11 protein-coding genes are annotated in these 13,480 nt (G+C 62.8%); 8 read left to right on the top strand and 3 right to left on the bottom strand.

All coding sequences use genetic code 11. From position 1 onward, the window contains the following. Window positions 1–91: 91 nt before the first annotated feature. Together ACI2KA_RS09435 and ACI2KA_RS09440 are read right to left on the bottom strand one after the other, a co-directional pair. Window positions 92–1,744 (bottom strand): acyl-CoA dehydrogenase family protein, encoded by a 1,653-nt coding sequence (locus ACI2KA_RS09435; RefSeq protein ID WP_404501385.1) that lies wholly within the window; start codon window positions 1,742–1,744, stop codon window positions 92–94. Window positions 1,745–1,881: 137 nt separating this feature from the next. Then, window positions 1,882–2,460 carry a LysE family translocator gene (locus ACI2KA_RS09440; protein WP_404501387.1) on the bottom strand — a complete coding sequence of 193 codons (579 nt, stop codon included), beginning with the start codon at window positions 2,458–2,460 and terminating at the stop codon, window positions 1,882–1,884. 298 nt (window positions 2,461–2,758) lie between these two features. On the opposite strand from ACI2KA_RS09440, the gene ACI2KA_RS09445 reads away from it, so the two are divergent. From ACI2KA_RS09445 to dprA, 4 genes are read left to right on the top strand one after another with little or no spacing between them, the layout of a single operon-like run. Then, the gene (locus tag ACI2KA_RS09445; protein ID WP_173986855.1) at window positions 2,759–3,700 is read left to right on the top strand and encodes an aspartate carbamoyltransferase catalytic subunit; all 942 of its coding nucleotides are present in this window, start codon (window positions 2,759–2,761) and stop codon (window positions 3,698–3,700) included. Next, window positions 3,697–4,989, top strand: a complete 1,293-nt coding sequence (locus tag ACI2KA_RS09450) for a dihydroorotase (RefSeq protein WP_404501389.1) — start codon at window positions 3,697–3,699, stop codon at window positions 4,987–4,989. Before ACI2KA_RS09445 ends, ACI2KA_RS09450 begins: the two co-directional genes overlap by 4 nt. A gap of 48 nt (window positions 4,990–5,037) precedes the next feature. Then, window positions 5,038–5,655 (top strand): glycerol-3-phosphate 1-O-acyltransferase PlsY, encoded by a 618-nt coding sequence (gene plsY, locus ACI2KA_RS09455; protein WP_404501391.1) that lies wholly within the window; start codon window positions 5,038–5,040, stop codon window positions 5,653–5,655. 22 nt (window positions 5,656–5,677) lie between these two features. Beyond that, a complete protein-coding gene (gene dprA / locus ACI2KA_RS09460; protein WP_404501393.1) occupies window positions 5,678–6,820 on the top strand; it encodes a DNA-processing protein DprA in 1,143 nt (380 codons plus the stop codon). On the opposite strand, the gene ACI2KA_RS09465 is transcribed toward dprA, so the two are convergent. Then, window positions 6,773–7,006 (bottom strand): hypothetical protein, encoded by a 234-nt coding sequence (locus ACI2KA_RS09465; RefSeq protein ID WP_404501395.1) that lies wholly within the window; start codon window positions 7,004–7,006, stop codon window positions 6,773–6,775. The two genes, dprA and ACI2KA_RS09465, sit on opposite strands and share 48 nt — an antisense overlap. Before the next feature lie 258 nt (window positions 7,007–7,264). Here ACI2KA_RS09465 and topA point away from each other — a divergent pair, with 258 nt between their 5' ends. The 4 genes from topA to ACI2KA_RS09485 all read left to right on the top strand — a co-directional run bounded on the left by topA (window position 7,265) and on the right by ACI2KA_RS09485 (window position 13,478). Continuing rightward, entirely contained in the window at window positions 7,265–9,949 is a 2,685-nt protein-coding gene (topA, locus tag ACI2KA_RS09470; protein WP_404501397.1) for a type I DNA topoisomerase, read from the top strand. After that, window positions 9,946–12,300, top strand: coding sequence for a ribonuclease R (rnr, locus tag ACI2KA_RS09475; RefSeq protein WP_404501399.1), 2,355 nt, complete (start codon window positions 9,946–9,948; stop codon window positions 12,298–12,300). Before topA ends, rnr begins: the two co-directional genes overlap by 4 nt. 43 nt (window positions 12,301–12,343) lie before the next feature. After that, window positions 12,344–12,787, top strand: a complete 444-nt coding sequence (locus ACI2KA_RS09480; protein ID WP_404501401.1) for a DUF983 domain-containing protein — start codon at window positions 12,344–12,346, stop codon at window positions 12,785–12,787. A 64-nt stretch (window positions 12,788–12,851) separates the two neighbouring features. Then, window positions 12,852–13,478: an NUDIX hydrolase gene (locus ACI2KA_RS09485; protein WP_404501900.1), complete on the top strand. Its 627-nt coding sequence runs from the start codon at window positions 12,852–12,854 to the stop codon at window positions 13,476–13,478. Window positions 13,479–13,480: the final 2 nt, after the last annotated feature.

Here is a 13,480-nt window from a genome sequence, read left to right on the forward strand (position 1 = left end):
GACAGATCAGAACACGCCTAACGCCATTGCTGTTTCTCAAATCCGAAACCCCTCCCGCCGGGATTGCAAAACCTTCTTCCGCATGCGTCGATCAGGACGCAGGTGGGTACAATAAATCGATTATATAATTCGGATCGAAGCGGGAATCGAGCATGCCGTAAGTGTGCCGCCAGCCGCCCGCGAGACGGGTTTCGAGGAAGGCATCGGCGATCTTGCCCGCGCCGAGGCGGCAAAGCTCGGCGGCAGCGGCCGCAAGTGCGAACTGCTCCACCAGCAGGCGGGCCGCGCCCTCGTCGCGTTCGGCAAGGGCGATCGCGGCGCGCAGCACGTCGGTGGTCTTCTTGCCGGCCGCCCCCAGATCGCGCTCCAGCGTCTGGAAAACGAGATCGAACAGGTCCTTGCCGCGCTGGAGAACCCGCAGCACATCCAGCGCCATGACGTTGCCGGAGCCTTCCCAGATGGCATTGACCGGCGCTTCGCGGTAGTGGCGGGCAATCGGCCGCTCCTCCACGTAACCGTTGCCGCCGAGGCATTCCATCGCCTCGTAGATGAGCGCCGGCGCGATCTTGCAGCACCAGTATTTGACGATCGGCGTCATCACCCGCGCATAAGCGGCTTCGGCCGGATTGTTGCGGGCCGCGTCGAATGCCGTCGCCAGCCGGAAGGAGAGCGCGGTCGCCGCCGCCACATCCAGCGCCATGTCGGCCAGAACGCGCGTCATGATCGGCTGGCTGACCAGCATCTTGCCGAAAACCGAACGGCCGCGGGCGTAATGAACCGCCTCGGCAAGCGAGGCGCGCATCATGCCGGCAGACGCCAGCGCGCAATCGAGCCGCGTCAGCGTCACCATGTCGAGAATGGTGCGGATGCCGCTGCCGGGATCGCCGAGCAGGTAACCGAAGGCATCGGTGAATTCGACTTCGGCCGACGCATTGGAGCGATTGCCGAGCTTGTCCTTCAGACGCTGGAAGTGCAGGCCGTTCTTCGAACCGTCCTCCAGATAACGCGGCACGAGGAAGCAGCCCATGCCGTCGCCCATCTGGGCAAGCATGACGAAACCGTCGCTCATCGGCGCTGAGAGGAACCATTTGTGGCCGGACAGGCGGTAGATGCCCTCGCCCACCCGCTCGGCCGTGGTGCGGTTGGCGCGCACATCCGTACCGCCCTGCTTTTCCGTCATGCCCATGCCGATGGTGACGGCGGTTTTCTGCAGGGCCGGTTTCTGCGCGCTGTCATATTTGCGCGACAGGATCTTCGGCGCCCATTCCTTCTGCACGCGCGGCGAGGCCATGATGGCGGCGACGGAGGCGCTGGTCATGGTCAGCGGGCAGAGATGCCCGGCCTCCAGCTGCGCGGTCAGGTAAAATTTCGTGGCGCGGGCCTTGTGTTCGTTGCCGCGGGTATCGGGAGAATTCTCCCAGACGCTGGAATGCAGGCCGGACGACATGGAACGGCGCATCAGCGCGTGCCAGGCGGGATGGAACTCCACCTGGTCGAGACGTTCGCCGCGCGGACCGTGGGTATGAAGCTGCGGCACGCCCTGATTGGCCATGCGTGCCAGTTCCTGCGCCTCATGCGAGGTGACATAGCGGCCGAGCTGGTCGAACTCGTCCCTCAGATTGCGCGACAGGCCGGAGGTGAGGTCGACGATCAGCGGATCGGAACGATAGGCGTTGATACCGGACCAGAGGCTTGGCTGGTTCAGTTCGGCGAGCTGTTCTTCTGTCCGGGAATTCTGGGTCATCCGCTGCTTCTAGCTGTTTTGTACTGGCATTGCATAGTGGGGTGATATTGCATAATTCCACCCACAGGAAGCGATCGAGACGATTAAACCGCCGCTTTCAGCATTTTTCGGGAGTGACCCTGATTTGGGTGTCCGGACTACAGAATGCCAAACACGTTTCCGGCAAGACCGAGCGACAGCATCAGGAGGAAGCCAGAGGCCGCGCCGCGCACAAGGCGCGGCGAGGACTGGCCCGCATGACGGATGAGAAACGCTCCGACCGACAGCCACACCAGCGCCGCGAAGGCCACCAGCGCGGAAAACAGCAGGATATATGGCCATATTTGGGACAGCGGCGCCTGCGGCAACAGGACAAGGCCGACGATCAGCCCCTTGGGGTTGAGGCAGGTGGTGACGAAAACCCGACGCGGCGTGACCGCCTCGCCGACCGGCGCTGCGGATGGCAGGGTCCATAACCGGACGGCCAGAAACGCGACCCAGATCGCGGCGCAGAGCTTGATGGCCTGGGCGAGGCCGGCATGTGTCTTCAGAAAATCGGAAAACACAACGGCAAGCGCAAGAATGACCAGCAGATAGCCGGCGATTTCACCCAGCATCAGCGGGAGCGACGCGCGAACGCCGCGTCCGGCACCGGAAAGCGCAAGAAGCGTGTTGGTCGGGCCGGGCGTCAACAGCAGGGCCAGAACGGCAAGGGCGAAAACAGAATAGGCGTGCATTGCGATGGATCCGATCACCTGCGCCGCAGACCGGGATTGTCCGCGAATTCCACCCCGAAACTGGCCGATGCCGCAGGATCGCGCCTTGATATAAAGCAAGCGGGGAAACATCGCCATGTTTTCATTTCGAGGCGTGACGGGTGCTTGCCCCTGAGGCAAGCAATCTCTATAGAGCGCAGGACCGAATTCCGCCGCACTCCTGAGGCGTGTTCACAGCGAAAGGGAGCGCGCGGATCAGCATTCGGGCGTTCCGGGCATTTTCACGGGAAAATGCGACGCCCGTCAGGAGGCAAACCGCATGGTCTTCTTCCCCCATCGCCATCTCCTCGGCATCAAGGGGCTTTCCCATCAGGATATCACCCTGCTTCTCGACAAGGCCGACGAGGCGGTGAAAATCAGCCGCCAACGCGAGAAGAAAACCTCGACGCTTCGGGGCCTGACGCAGATCAACCTGTTCTTCGAAGCCTCGACGCGCACGCAGTCCTCCTTCGAACTGGCCGGGAAGCGCCTCGGCGCGGACGTGATGAACATGTCGGTCGGCAATTCCTCGGTGAAGAAGGGCGAAACGCTGATCGACACGGCGATGACGCTGAACGCCATGCGCCCGGACGTGCTGGTGGTGCGCCACTCTTCCGCAGGGGCCGCAGCGCTTCTGGCGCAGAAGGTCGCCTGCTCCGTGGTCAATGCCGGCGACGGCCAGCATGAGCACCCGACACAGGCGCTGCTCGATGCGCTGACCATCCGCCGCGCCAAGGGCGAGCTATCGGGCATCACGGTGGCGATCTGCGGTGATGTGCTGCATTCGCGCGTCGCCCGCTCCAACATCATCCTGCTCAACCAGATGGGCGCGCGCGTTCGCGTCGTCGCCCCCGCCACGCTTCTCCCCTCCGGCATTCGCGACATGAGCGTCGAAGTCTTCCACGACATGAAGGAGGGGCTGAAGGATGCCGATGTGGTGATGATGCTGCGCCTGCAGCGCGAGCGCATGTCGGGCTCCTTCGTGCCTTCGGTGCGCGAATATTTCCATTATTACGGCCTCGACGCCGAAAAGCTGAAGGCGGCGAAGGAGGATGCGCTGGTCATGCATCCCGGCCCGATGAACCGCGGCGTGGAAATCGCCTCCGAAGTGGCCGACGGTCCGCAGAGCGTGATCGAAAGCCAGGTGGAAATGGGGGTTGCCGTGCGCATGGCGGTCATGGAAACCCTGCTTGTCTCGCAAAATCAGGGTGAGCGCGTATGAGTGCCGTGACCGTTCTCAAGAACCTCCGCATCGTCGATCCCTCCCGCAATCTGGATGAGACCGGCAGCATCGTCATCGGCGCCGATGGCACCATTCTCGCGGCAGGCAGGGAGGCGCACAATCAAGGCGCGCCGGAAGGTGCGTCGGTGCACGACTGCAAGGGCGTCGTGGCCGTCCCCGGTCTGGTGGATGCCCGCGTCTTCGTCGGCGAACCGGGCGCGGAACATCGCGAAACCATCGAATCGGCCTCGCGCGCGGCAGCGGCCGGCGGCGTCACCAGCATCATCGTGATGCCGGACACCGACCCCGTCATCGATGACATCGCGCTGGTCGAATATGTGAAAAAGACGGCGCGCGACAAGGCAATCGTCAATGTCCATCCGGCAGCGGCCCTGACCAAGGGTCTTAACGGCGAAGAAATGACCGAGTTCGGCATGTTGAAGGAAGCCGGCGCGGTTGCCTTCACCAATGGCCGCAAGGCGCTTTCCGACACGCTGGTGCTGCGCCGGGCCATGACCTATGCCCGCGAACTGGGGGCCGTCATCGCGCTTGAAACCCGCGACAAATATATCGGCGGCGGCGACATGAACGAGGGGCTTTTTGCCAGCTGGCTCGGTCTCTCCGGCGTTCCGAAGGAAGCCGAGATCATTCCGCTGGAGCGCGACCTGCGCATTGCCGGCCTGACAAGGGCGATCTACCACGCCGCCAAGATTTCGGTACCGGAATCGGCCGATGCGATCCGCGTTGCGCGGCAGCGGGGCGTCAACGCCACCTGCGGCATCTCGATCAATCACCTGACGCTCAACGAAAACGATATCGGCGAATACCGCACCTTCTTCAAGCTCTCGCCGCCGCTGCGCGCCGAAGACGACCGCAAGGCCATGGTGGAGGCGCTGAAGGACGGCACGATCGATATCATCGTCTCCTCGCATGATCCGCAGGATGTCGACACCAAGCGGCTGCCGTTTTCCGATGCGGCGAGCGGCGCGGTGGGGCTCGAAACCATGCTGGCGGCGGCGCTGCGCCTCTATCACAGCGGCGAAGTTCCGCTGATGCGGTTGATCGATGCGCTCTCCACCCGCCCGGCCAGGATTTTCGGGCTGGATGCGGGAACGCTTAAAGCCGGTGCGAAGGCCGATATCACCCTGATCGATCTCGATGAGCCATGGCTCGTGGCAAAGGAACAGCTGGTGTCGAAATCGAAGAACACGCCGTTCGAGGATGCCCGTTTCAGCGGCCGCGCCATCGCCACTTATGTGGCTGGCAAAGCCGTTCATTCCTTGGCATAAGATCAGCGATAGAGATCGCGCCGATAGCGGGACAGAGGGGACGTTTGAATGAGTGCTTTGACTGACTGGCAGACCGCGCCTGCCCTTCTCGCGCTTTCGGCGGCAATTGGCTATCTGTTGGGCTCCATCCCCTTCGGCCTCATTCTCACCCGCATGGCGGGGCTGGGCGACGTGCGCAAGATCGGCTCCGGCAATATCGGTGCCACCAATGTGCTGCGCACCGGCAACAAGAAACTCGCTGCCGCAACCCTGCTGCTCGACGCGCTGAAGGGCACGGCGGCGGTTCTGGTCGCCAATGCGCTCTGGGGTTACGAGGCCTCGCTGGTCGCCGGTTTCTTCGCCTTTCTCGGTCACCTGTTTCCGGTGTGGCTGGGCTTCAAGGGCGGCAAGGGCGTTGCCACCTATATCGGCGTATTGCTGGGCGCCGCGCCGCTGATGATGCTGGCCTTTGCCCTGATCTGGCTCGCCACCGCTTTCATCACCCGTTATTCGTCGCTATCGGCGCTGCTGGCCATGCTGGTCATTCCCGTGGCGCTCTGGGTGCTCGGACCTGATAAGACGGCGCTGCTGGTAACGCTGCTGAGTGCGATTTCATGGTGGAAGCACCGCGAGAACATCGCGCGCCTGCTGGCGGGCACCGAAAGCAGGATCGGTCAAAAAGGCTGAACCCCAACCTTGAGGACAAGCCATGCCGCATGAGGAAACGATACGGCAGGGCATAGAGCTTTCCGCCCGGCAGCGGGTCGCGTGGCTGAGGCTGATCCGCAGCGACAATATCGGTCCCGTCACCTTCCGCGAACTCATCAACCATTTCGGCAGCGCCGAAAAGGCGCTGGAAGCCCTGCCGGAGCTTTCGCGGCGCGGCGGCTCTTCGCGCAGCCCGCGCATCGCCGCGCAGGCCGAGGCTGAGGCCGAAATCGAAACGGCCGAGAGATTCGGCGCGCGTTTCGTCGGCATCGGCGAGCCGGATTATCCGCCTGCGCTGCGGCAGGTGGATGGCGCACCGCCGCTGATCGCCATGAAGGGATCGGCCGATACGGCGACAAGAGCCTGCGTCGGCATCGTCGGCTCACGCAATGCCTCCATCAACGGCGCGAAATTCGCCGCCATGCTGGCGCGGGATTGTGGACGGGCCGGTTATACGATCGCCTCCGGACTGGCGCGCGGCATTGACGCCGCCGCACACAGGGCAAGCCTTGCAACCGGCACCGTGGCGATGCTGGCGGGCGGCCTCGACCGGCCCTACCCGCAGGAAAATTTCGGGCTCCTGCAGGAGATATACGATCAGGGCGGCGCAACGATCAGCGAAATGCCGTTCGGCTGGGAACCGCGCGCCCGGGATTTTCCTCGCCGTAACCGGCTGATCGCCGGCGTCTCGCTCGGCGTCGTCATCGTGGAAGCGGCGGAGCGCTCCGGCTCGCTGATTACCGCGCGGCTCGCCGGCGAAGCGGGGCGTCTGGTCTTTGCCGTGCCCGGCTCGCCGCTTGATGCGCGTTGCGAGGGCACAAACCGGCTGATCAAGGAAGGCGCGATGCTGACCACGGGTGCGGCGGATATTCTCGACGCACTGCGACCGCTGATGGAGCCGCAACTGCCCTATGACCGCAACATCGAGGAACAGCGACCAGAAGACGAGATGTCACCGCCCGGAGATGACGAGCGCAGTGTCATAGCCTCGGCTCTCGGTCCTTCGCCTGTCGAGATTGACGACATCATCCGCCACACCGGCTTTTCCGCCGCCACCGTTCATCTGGTGTTGCTGGAGCTTGATATAGCCGGGCGTCTAAACCGGCATGCCGGGGGTCGTGTGTCGCTCTTCATCGCGGATTGACAGCTTGCGCCGTCCGCTCTGGATATCGCCGACTTCGACATAGGCCATCTCGATCAGATAACACAGCATGTCGGCGCCCTCGCGGCTGGCAACCTGGCGCAGCTCCGCCAGCATCTGGCGAATGTAAGCCAAGCTCTCTCTGGTCCCGTCATTATCGGCATTATTGTTTGTTGCGTTCGGGACCATATATTTATCCTAAGAATTCCGCCTGAAACGAAGAGCATTAAATAGATTCAAATGATGTTGCCCATCATAACCAATTTACCAAAGATTGCAATACAACAATAGATTATCCATAGGTTGCATGTCGTTCGAAGCGATAAAATCGGGCTTGCCTCTTGACCAGCGCGCATTACCTGTCCATGTCGGATTATAAAGAAGCCTTGTTGCGGCCTTCCCCCGTGATCCGGCCACGTTAACGGACCAGTTCCAGAGAAAAACAACATGAATGTCGTCGTCGTAGAATCTCCTGCCAAAGCCAAGACAATCAACAAGTATCTTGGTTCCGGCTACAAGGTTCTTGCCTCCTTTGGCCATGTCAGAGACCTTCCCGCCAAGGACGGATCGGTGCTGCCCGACCAGGATTTCGAAATGTCCTGGGAGGTCGACAGCGCCTCGGCCAAACGCATGAAGGACATTGCCGACGCGGTGAAGTCCTCCGACGGCCTCATTCTCGCAACCGACCCGGATCGCGAAGGCGAAGCCATTTCCTGGCACGTTCTCGATCTTTTGAAGAAGAAGCGGGTTCTCGGCGACAAGCCGGTGAAGCGCGTGGTCTTCAACGCCATCACCAAGAAGGCGGTGCTGGATGCCATGGCCAACCCGCGCGACATCGACGTGCCGCTGGTCGATGCCTATCTCGCCCGCCGCGCGCTGGATTATCTCGTCGGCTTCAACCTCTCTCCGGTTCTGTGGCGCAAGCTGCCGGGCGCGCGTTCTGCCGGCCGCGTGCAGTCGGTGGCGCTGCGTCTCGTCTGCGACCGCGAATCCGAGATCGAGCGTTTCGTCTCCGAGGAATATTGGAACATCAGCGCGCTTTTGAAGACACCGCGCGGTGACGAGTTCGAGGCGAAGCTGGTTTCCGCCGACGGCAAGCGGCTGCAAAACCGCTCGATCAAGACGGGAGAGGATGCCAACCGCCTGAAAGCGCTTCTGGAAGGCGCCACCTATGTGGTGGACAGCGTTGAAGCGAAGCCCGTCAAGCGCAATCCCGGCCCGCCCTTCACAACCTCGACGCTGCAGCAGGCGGCCTCCTCGCGCATGGGCTTTTCCGCCTCGCGCACCATGCAGGTGGCTCAGAAGCTGTACGAAGGCATCGATATCGGCGGCGAGACCGTCGGTCTGATCACCTATATGCGTACCGACGGCGTACAGATGGCCCCGGAAGCGATCGATGCGGCGCGGCGCGCCATCGGCGAGCAGTTCGGCGGCCGTTACGTGCCGGAAAAGGCGCGTTTCTACTCCACCAAGGCCAAGAACGCCCAGGAAGCGCACGAAGCAATCCGCCCGACCGATTTCAACCGCACGCCCGACCAGGTGAAGCGTTACCTCGATCCTGACCAGCTGCGTCTTTACGACCTGATCTGGAAGCGTGGTATCGCCAGCCAGATGGCATCGGCCGAGATCGAGCGCACCACTGTGGAAATTCTGGCGGACAAGAACGGTGAAAAGGCGGGGCTTCGCGCTGTCGGTTCTGTCATCCGTTTCGACGGCTTCATCGCCGCCTATACCGACCAGAAGGAAGATGGCGAGCAGAGCGACGATGGTGACGACGAAGGCCGTCTGCCGCCGATCAACGAGCGCGAGAACCTCGCCAAGCAGAAGATCAATGCCAGCCAGCACTTCACCGAACCGCCGCCGCGTTATTCGGAAGCCTCGCTGATCAAGAAGATGGAAGAGCTCGGCATCGGCCGTCCTTCCACCTATGCGGCGACGCTGAAGACGCTGAGCGACCGCGAATATATCGTCGTCGACAAGCGCAAGCTGGTGCCGCATTCGCGCGGCCGGCTGGTGACCGCTTTCCTCGAAAGCTTCTTCACCAAATACGTCGAATACGATTTCACTGCAGCGCTGGAAGAAAAGCTCGACCGGATTTCCGCCGGCGAACTGGACTGGAAGCAGGTTCTGCGCGATTTCTGGAAGGATTTCTTCGCCCAGATCGAAGACACCAAGGAATTGCGTGTCACCAACGTTCTGGATGCGCTGAACGAAGTCCTGGCGCCGCTGGTCTTCCCGAAGCGGGAGGACGGGTCCGATCCGCGCATCTGTCAGGTTTGCGGCACCGGCAATCTGTCGCTGAAGCTCGGCAAATACGGCGCTTTCGTCGGTTGCTCCAACTATCCGGAATGCAATTACACCCGCCAGCTGACCTCGGACGGTTCGGAAGCGGAAGCCGCCGCTTCGAACGAGCCGAAGGCTCTCGGCGCCGATCCGATGACCGGCGAGGAGCTGACGCTGCGGTCGGGCCGTTTCGGACCCTATATCCAGCGCGGCGACGGCAAGGACGCCAAGCGCTCCTCGCTGCCCAAGGGCTGGAAGCCTGAGGATATCGACCATGAAAAGGCGCTGGCGCTCATCAACCTGCCGCGCGATATCGGCAAGCACCCGGAAACCGGCAAGATGATCTCCGCCGGCCTCGGCCGCTACGGGCCGTTCCTTTTGCATGACGGTTCCTACGCCAATCTCGAAAGCATTGAGGACGTGTTCTCGATCGGCCTTAACCGTGCCGTGACCGTGATTGCCGAAAAGCAGAGCAAGGGACCGGGGCGCGGCCGCAGCGGAACGCCGGCGGCGCTGAAGGAATTGGGTGACCATCCCGATGGCGGCGCTATCACCGTTCGCGACGGGCGTTATGGCGCTTACGTCAATTGGGGCAAGGTCAACGCCACCATTCCGAAGGGGCAGGACCCGGCTTCGGTGACGCTGGACGAGGCGCTGGTGCTGATTGCCGAGCGCATCGCCAAGACCGGCACCGGCGGCAAGCCCGCCAAGGGCAGGAAGACCGCCGCCAAGAAGACCGATGGTGACGCCGCCGCAAAACCGAAGGCGACCAAAGCCAAGGCGGCAACCAAAAGCAAGGCGGCCGCAAAGCCCAAGGCAGCGGCCAAACCCAAAAAGGCAGCAGAGTGAGCAAGGCGCCGCGTCAGAGACAGGGTTCCGCCAGCGACGGTTTCGGACGCACCGGGCGCGGCAAGCGGGTGAGCGAAGGTGAAGGCATCGTCCATGGCGAAGTGCCTTCCCGCGAGGTGCTGCTGAAGTTCATCGCCGACCATCCGCAGCAGGCTTCCAAACGCGAAATCGCCAAGGCTTTCGGGCTGAAGGGCGAAAACCGCATCGTTCTGAAGGCCCTGCTGAAGGAACTCGAAGTCGATGGCATGGTGCACAAGAGCCGCAAGTCGCTAACGCGGCCCGGCGGCCTGCCGCCCGTCACGGTTCTCGACATCACCACCCGCGACAAGGACGGCGAGTTGATCGGCCGCCCGGCGGAATGGCCGGAGGATATGGGTGCGGCGCCGGCCGTGCTGATCCGCCAGTCTTCGCAGGATCGCGGCAAGAAGGCTCCGGCCGCCGGTCTTGGCGATCGCATCCTGGCAAAGATCTTCCCCTCCAAGGAAAGCGTCGGCCCGGCCTATACGGCCCGCGTCGTGAAGTTGATCGACCGCCGCCAGAATGCGCTGCTCGGCGTGTTTAAGCAGACGGAAGGCGGCGGCGGACGGCTGATGCCGATCGACCGGCGCGGCGAGGAGATGGTCATCGACCCGGATGGTGTCGGCGATGCGAAGGACGGTGATCTGATCGAGGTGGAAACCTCGCGCAACAGCGGCCGTTATGGCCTGACGCGCGCCAAGGTGCTTTCGGTGATCGGTTCGGTTGCCTCCGAAAAAGCGATCTCGATGATCGCGATTCACGCCCACGGCATTCCGCATATCTTCCCCGCGAGCGTTCTGGCCGAGGCGGATGCGGCCAAGGCGGCGACGATGTCGCACCGCGAGGACTGGCGCGACCTGCCGCTCATCACCATCGATCCGGCCGACGCCAAGGACCACGACGACGCGGTCTATGCCGAGCCGGACCCATCGCCCGACAATCCTGACGGTGTCATCGTCACCGTCGCCATTGCCGATGTCTCCTGGTATGTGCGGCCCGGTGCGCCGCTCGACCGCGAAGCGCTGAAGCGCGGCAATTCCGTCTATTTCCCCGACCGTGTCGTGCCGATGCTGCCGGAGCGCATCTCCAATGATCTCTGCTCGCTGAAGGAAGGCGTCGACCGCCCTGCCCTTGCCGTGCGCATGACCTTTTCCAGGGAAGGCCGCAAGGCCGGCCACACCTTCCATCGCATCATGATGAAGAGCGCGGCGAAATTGTCGTATCAGCAAGCTCAGGCCGCCGTTGACGGCCGACCGGACGACAAGACCGGTCCATTGCTGGAACCGATCCTGAAGCCGCTGTGGCACGCCTATGCCGTGATGAAGCGCGGCCGCGACCGCCGCCAGCCGCTGGAACTCGACATGCCGGAGCGCAAGATCAAGCTCCGGCCCGACGGCACGGTCGACTCGGTCGTCATTCCCGAACGGCTCGATGCGCATAAGCTGATCGAGGAAATGATGATCCAGGCGAATGTCGCCGCCGCCGAGACGCTGGAAAAGAAGAAGCAGCCGCTGGTCTATCGCGTCCACGATGCGCCGACGCTCTCCAAGCAGGAAGTGCTGCGCGAATTCCTCGGCACCATCGGCATATCCATGGCCAAGGGTGCGGCCATGCGCGCCAATTCCTTCAACGGCATTCTGGCCCGCGCGCTCGACACGCCGCACCAGATCATGGTCAACGAGATGGTGCTGCGCAGCCAGAGCCAGGCGATCTACAGCCCGGAGAATATCGGCCATTTCGGCCTCAACCTGATGAAATATGCGCATTTCACCTCGCCGATCCGCCGCTATGCCGACCTGATCGTGCATCGCGCGCTGGTGGGGTCGCTTGGCCTCGGCGAAGGCGGCATCACACCGCAGGAAGAGGCGACGCTCGACGATATCGCCGCCGAAATCTCGACTTTCGAGCGCCGCGCCATGGCCGCCGAGCGTGACACCATCAACCGGCTGATCGCACATCATCTGTCCGAGCGGGTCGGCGAGGAATTCGAGGGCCGCGTCTCCGGTGTCACCAAGGCGGGACTATTTGTCGCGCTGCCGCAGTTTGGCGCGGACGGTTTTGTTCCTATATCTACGCTTGGAACCGACTATTTCCTCTATGACGAGGCGCATCAGGCGCTTACGGGGGAAAAGACCGGTCTCGGTTATCAGCTTGGCGACACGGTTCAGGTGCGGCTCGCCGAAGCCGTGCCTTTGGCAGGCGCGCTGCGTTTCGATATGCTGAGCCCGGGGCGCAAGATGCCGGTCGGCACGCGCTCCTTCCACAAGGCAGGCCGGCGGGCATCGCGTCCTGCCGCCAAGCCCGGAACACGGCCGCCCAGACGGCGACGATAACAAGGCCGCTTCAGGCGGTTGAAAACGGGAGAAGGACTTAAGGATGAGTGCACAACAGGGCTCGGAAACGGTCACCTTCGGAGACAACAGCGCGGAGCGGCCGCTTGGCCGCTCGATCATGCGGGGCATGGCCAATCGCTGCCCCGCCTGCGGCGGCGGCCGCCTGTTCCGGGCCTTTCTGAAGCCGGTGGACAGCTGCGCCGCCTGCGGCGCTGAAATGCACCATCACCGTTCCGACGACCTGCCGCCCTATATTTCCATCGTCATTATCGGCCATATCGCCGTGGGCGGCTTCATGATGACGGACATGGTGTTTTCCGTTCCTATGTGGGTGCATTTCGCCATCTGGGTGCCGATCACCATTCTGGCCGCGCTTCTGACGCTGCAACCGATCAAGGGCGGCGTCATCGGCCTGCAATGGGCGCTGCGCATGCATGGCTTCGACGAAAAACAGCCCAAAGTGCAGATAGACGGTTCCTCGCACTGACGGCAGGCAGGGCAACGTGCACGTGACCCAGCTTCCCGAGAGCGCCGCCGTGGCGAACCAGCGCCTGCGGCCGCGCGACGCCGCCTCCCTCATCCTGTTCGACCGCTCCGGTCCCGGTATCCGTGTGCTGATGGGGCAACGCAGCAAGGCCCATGTCTTCATGCCGGGCGCCTATGTATTTCCCGGCGGCAAACGCGATCCGCGCGACCATGCCATGCCCTTTTCCGGTGATCTGCATCCCGCCGTGCTGCACAGCCTGACCACATCGGCATCGCGCCGCATGAGCGTCGCCGGCGCCAGGGCGCTTGCGCTTGCCGCCGCGCGTGAACTGACCGAGGAAACCGGCATGGATATGGGGCTCGGCACGGGCGGCCCGGACCTTTCCCCTTTTCGCTATGTGGCGCGCGCCATCACCCCGCCCGGCAATGTCCGGCGCTACGACACGCGATTCTTCTGCTGTTATGCCGACGAACTGCGGCTGGATATCCGGCTAAGCCGGGATTCGGACGAGCTGCATGACGTGCAATGGCTTGACATAACAGACCTTTCCGGTCTGAACATGCCGAAAATCACGCGCACGGTTCTCGAAGATGTCACAAAACTCATGATAGGTGATCCGTCATTGCCCTTTGAAAGCCCCGCGCGGCTCTATGTCACGCGCCACGGCCGATTCATTCGAGACTTTGTATAAAG

Origin of the sequence: Agrobacterium sp. NPDC089420, from assembly GCF_044900305.1 — a bacterium.
GTDB lineage: Bacteria > Pseudomonadota > Alphaproteobacteria > Rhizobiales > Rhizobiaceae > Agrobacterium.

What these genes read in the sequence shown, in the direction of transcription:
- ACI2KA_RS09435 (WP_404501385.1), bottom strand. Translation starts at nt 1,744, where the DNA reads ATGACCCAGAATTCCCGGACAGAAGAACAGCTCGCCGAACTGAACCAG.
- ACI2KA_RS09440 (WP_404501387.1), bottom strand. Translation starts at nt 2,460, where the DNA reads ATGCACGCCTATTCTGTTTTCGCCCTTGCCGTTCTGGCCCTGCTGTTG.
- ACI2KA_RS09445 (WP_173986855.1), top strand. Translation starts at nt 2,759, where the DNA reads ATGGTCTTCTTCCCCCATCGCCATCTCCTCGGCATCAAGGGGCTTTCC.
- ACI2KA_RS09450 (WP_404501389.1), top strand. Translation starts at nt 3,697, where the DNA reads ATGAGTGCCGTGACCGTTCTCAAGAACCTCCGCATCGTCGATCCCTCC.
- plsY (WP_404501391.1), top strand. Translation starts at nt 5,038, where the DNA reads ATGAGTGCTTTGACTGACTGGCAGACCGCGCCTGCCCTTCTCGCGCTT.
- dprA (WP_404501393.1), top strand. Translation starts at nt 5,678, where the DNA reads ATGCCGCATGAGGAAACGATACGGCAGGGCATAGAGCTTTCCGCCCGG.
- ACI2KA_RS09465 (WP_404501395.1), bottom strand. Translation starts at nt 7,006, where the DNA reads ATGGTCCCGAACGCAACAAACAATAATGCCGATAATGACGGGACCAGA.
- topA (WP_404501397.1), top strand. Translation starts at nt 7,265, where the DNA reads ATGAATGTCGTCGTCGTAGAATCTCCTGCCAAAGCCAAGACAATCAAC.
- ACI2KA_RS09480 (WP_404501401.1), top strand. Translation starts at nt 12,344, where the DNA reads ATGAGTGCACAACAGGGCTCGGAAACGGTCACCTTCGGAGACAACAGC.